At 57.4% G+C, this 5,052-nt stretch carries 1 protein-coding gene; it reads left to right on the forward strand.

The window, feature by feature from the left end; translation table 11 throughout:
* A partial coding sequence (locus tag ACYU7Z_RS07945) for an RHS repeat domain-containing protein (RefSeq protein ID WP_460569163.1) occupies nucleotides 1–5,052 on the forward strand: 5,052 nt, incomplete at both ends.

Raw genomic sequence — 5,052 nt, forward strand, 5'->3', positions numbered from 1 at the left:
GATCCTACCAGTGGCATGGACAGACCTATACCACCAGTGGTGACTACAGCTTCACCACGACAAACGGAGCCTGTACCGACACTACGGTGCTGCACCTCACTATCGCCAGCGGCCTGCACAGCGATACCACGGCTACGGCTTGCGGATCCTACCAGTGGCATGGACAGACCTATACCGCATCGGGAGACTACAGCTTCACCACGACCAACGGAGCTTGCACCGACACCACCGTGCTGCACCTGACCATTGCCAACGGTACCCATACCGATACCACGGCTACGGCCTGCGCCCAGTATGCATGGCACGGTCAGACGTATACCACATCCGGCGATTACAGCTTCACGACTCCCAATGGAGCCTGTACCGACACCACCGTGCTGCACCTGACCATTGCCAACGGTACCCATACCGATACTACCGCTACGGCCTGCGCCCAGTATGCATGGCACGGTCAGACGTATACCACATCTGGAGACTACAACTTCACGACTCCCAATGGAGCTTGCACCGACACCACTGTGCTGCACCTGACCATTGCCAATGGTACCCATACCGATACTACCGCTACGGCTTGCGCCCAGTATGTATGGCATGGGGCCACCTACACGTCTTCGGGTGACTACAGCTTCACAGCCCCCAACGGAGCTTGTACCGACACCACCGTGCTGCACCTGACCATTGCCAATGGTACCCATACCGATACTACCGCTACGGCTTGTGCCCAGTATGTATGGCATGGGGCCACCTACACGTCTTCGGGTGACTACAGCTTCACAGCCCCCAACGGAGCTTGTACCGACACCACCGTGCTGCACCTCATCATCGCCAATGGTACCCATACCGATACGACTGCAACCGCTTGCGGATCTTACCAGTGGCATGGGCAGACCTATACCACATCGGGAGATTACAGCTTCACCACGACCAACGGGGCCTGTACCGACACTACCGTGCTGCACCTGACCATTGCCAACGGCACCCATACTGATACGACCGCTACCGACTGCGGATCTTACCAGTGGCATGGACAGACCTATACCACCAGTGGGGATTACAGCTTCACTACGACCAACGGAGCCTGTACCGATACTACCGTGCTGCACCTCACTATCGCCAGCGGCCTGCACAGCGATACCACGGCTACCGCCTGCGGATCCTACCAGTGGCATGGACAGACCTATACCACGAGTGGGGATTACAGCTTCACTACGACCAACGGAGCCTGTACCGATACTACCGTGCTGCACCTCACTATCGCCAGCGGCCTGCACAGCGATACCACGGCTACCGCCTGCGGATCCTACCAGTGGCACGGACAGACCTATACCACGAGTGGGGATTACAGCTTCACCACCACCAACGGAGCCTGTACCGATACTACCGTGCTGCACCTCACTATCGCCAGTGGCCTGCACAGCGATACCACGGCTACGGCCTGTGCCCAGTTTACCTGGCATGGTCAGACCTATACCACATCGGGAGACTATCCCTTCTATGCTACCAATGGCTCCTGCCAGGATACCGTAGTTCTCCACCTCACCATCGCCAGCGGCCTGCACAGCGATACTACGGCTACAGCCTGTGCCCAGTTTATCTGGCATGGACAGACCTATACCACGAGTGGGGATTACAGCTTCACCACGACCAACGGAGCTTGCACCGATACTACCGTGCTGCACCTCACTATCGCCAGCGGCCTGCACAGCGATACCACGGCTACCGCCTGCGGATCCTACCAGTGGCATGGACAGACCTATACTATATCGGGTGACTATCCCTTCTATGCTACCAATGGCTCCTGCCAGGACACCGTAGTCCTCCACCTCACTATTGCCAGTGGCCTGCACAGTGATACTACGGCTACTGCCTGCGGATCCTACCAGTGGCATGGACAGACCTATACCACGAGTGGAGATTACAGCTTCACCACGACCAACGGAGCTTGCACCGATACCACGGTGCTCCACCTCACTATCGCCAATGGTAGCCATACTGATACCACCGCCACAGCCTGCGGATCCTACCAGTGGCATGGCCAGACGTATACCACGAGTGGTGACTACAGCTTCACCACGACCAATGGCTCCTGCCAGGATACTGTAGTTCTCCACCTGACGATCGCCAATGGCTTGCACAGCGACACCACGGCTACGGCTTGTGCCCAGTTTATCTGGCATGGACAGACATATACCACGAGTGGGGATTACAGCTTCACTACGACCAACGGAGCCTGTACCGATACTACGGTGCTGCACCTCACCATCGCCAGCGGCCTGCACAGTGATACCACGGCTACGGCTTGTGCCCAGTTTATCTGGCATGGACAGACCTATACCACGAGTGGTGATTACAGCTTCACCACGACCAACGGAGCCTGTACCGATACTACCGTGCTGCACCTCACCATCGCCAGTGGCCTGCACAGCGATACCACAGCTACGGCTTGCGGATCCTACCAGTGGCATGGACAGACCTATACCGCATCGGGAGACTATCCCTTCTATGCAACCAATGGCTCCTGCCAGGATACCGTAGTCCTCCACCTCACCATCGCCAGTGGCCTGCACAGCGATACTACGGCTACGGCCTGTGCCCAGTTTATCTGGCATGGACAGACCTATACCACGAGTGGCGACTACAGCTTCACCACGACCAACGGAGCTTGTACCGATACTACCGTGCTGCACCTCACTATCGCCAGCGGCTTGCACAGCGATACCACGGCTACGGCTTGTGCCCAGTTTATCTGGCATGGACAGACCTATACCACGAGTGGTGATTATCCCTTCTATGCAACCAATGGCTCCTGCCAGGATACCGTAGTCCTCCACCTCACCATCGCCAGTGGCCTGCACAGCGATACCACGGCTACGGCTTGCGGATCCTACCAGTGGCATGGACAGACCTATACCACATCGGGAGACTATCCCTTCTATGCCACCAATGGCTCCTGCCAGGATACCGTAGTCCTCCACCTCACCATCGCCAGTGGCCTGCACAGCGATACCACGGCTACGGCTTGCGGATCCTACCAGTGGCATGGACAGACCTATACCGCATCGGGAGACTATCCCTTCTATGCAACCAATGGCTCCTGCCAGGATACCGTAGTCCTCCACCTCACCATCGCCAGTGGCCTGCACAGCGATACCACGGCTACGGCCTGTGCCCAGTTTATCTGGCATGGACAGACCTATACCACGAGTGGCGATTACAGCTTCACTACGACCAACGGAGCTTGCACCGATACCACGGTCCTGCACCTCACTATCGCCAGTGGCTTGCACAGTGATACCACGGCTACAGCCTGCGGATCCTACCAGTGGCATGGACAGACCTATACCACATCGGGAGACTATCCCTTCTATGCAACCAATGGCTCCTGCCAGGATACCGTAGTCCTCCACCTCACCATCGCCAGTGGCCTGCACAGCGATACCACGGCTACAGCTTGTGCCCAGTTTATCTGGCACGGACAGACCTACACCACGAGTGGAGACTACAGCTTCACCACGACCAACGGGGCTTGTACCGATACTACGGTCCTGCACCTCACTATCGCCAGTGGCTTGCACAGTGATACCACGGCTACGGCTTGCGGATCCTACCAGTGGCATGGCCAGACCTATACCACATCGGGAGACTATCCCTTCTATGCCACCAACGGCTCCTGCCAGGATACCGTAGTCCTCCACCTCACTATCGCCAGCGGCCTGCACAGCGATACCACGGCTACCGCCTGCGGCTCCTATCAGTGGCATGGACAGACCTATACCACATCGGGAGACTACAGCTTCACCACGACCAACGGAGCCTGTACCGATACTACGGTGCTGCACCTCACCATCGCCAGCGGCCTGCACAGCGATACCACCGCTACAGCCTGCGGATCTTACCAGTGGCATGGACAGACCTATACCACCAGTGGAGATTACAGCTTCACCACGACTAACGGAGCTTGCACCGATACTACCGTGCTGCACCTCACCATCGCCACCGGCCTGCACAGCGATACCACCGCTACGGCTTGTGCCCAGTTTATCTGGCATGGACAGACTTACACCACATCGGGAGATTACAGCTTCACCACGACCAACGGAGCCTGTACCGATACTACGGTGCTCCACCTCACTATCGCCAGCGGCTTGCACAGCGATACCACCGCTACAGCCTGCGGATCTTACCAGTGGCATGGACAGACCTATACCACGAGTGGTGATTACAGCTTCACCACGACCAACGGAGCCTGTACCGATACTACGGTGCTGCACCTCACCATTGCCAGTGGCCTGCACAGCGATACTACAGCTACGGCTTGTGCCCAGTTTATCTGGCATGGACAGACCTATACCACCAGTGGCGACTATCCCTTCTATGCTACCAATGGCTCCTGCCAGGATACCGTAGTGCTGCACCTCACCATCGCCAGTGGCCTGCACAGTGATACCACGGCTACGGCTTGCGGATCCTACCAGTGGCATGGACAGACCTATACCACCAGTGGTGACTATCCCTTCTATGCTACTAATGGCTCCTGTCAGGATACCGTAGTGCTCCACCTCACTATCGCCAGTGGCCTGCACAGCGATACTACGGCTACAGCCTGCGGATCTTACCAGTGGCATGGACAGACCTATACCACCAGTGGTGACTATCCCTTCTATGCTACTAATGGCTCCTGCCAGGATACTGTAGTCCTCCACCTCACCATTGCCAGCGGCCTGCACAGCGATACCACGGCTACGGCCTGCGGATCCTACCAGTGGCATGGACAGACCTATACCACCAGTGGAGATTACAGCTTCACCACGACCAACGGAGCCTGTACCGATACTACGGTGCTCCACCTCACCATTGCCAGCGGCCTGCACAGTGATACCACGGCTACCGCCTGCGGATCCTACCAGTGGCATGGACAGACCTATACCACGAGTGGGGATTACAGCTTCACCACGACCAACGGAGCCTGTACCGATACTACCGTGCTGCACCTCACCATCGCCAGTGGCCTGCACAGCGATACCACAGCTACGGCTTGCGGATCCTACCAGT

It is taken from the genome of Flaviaestuariibacter terrae, from assembly GCF_054777635.1.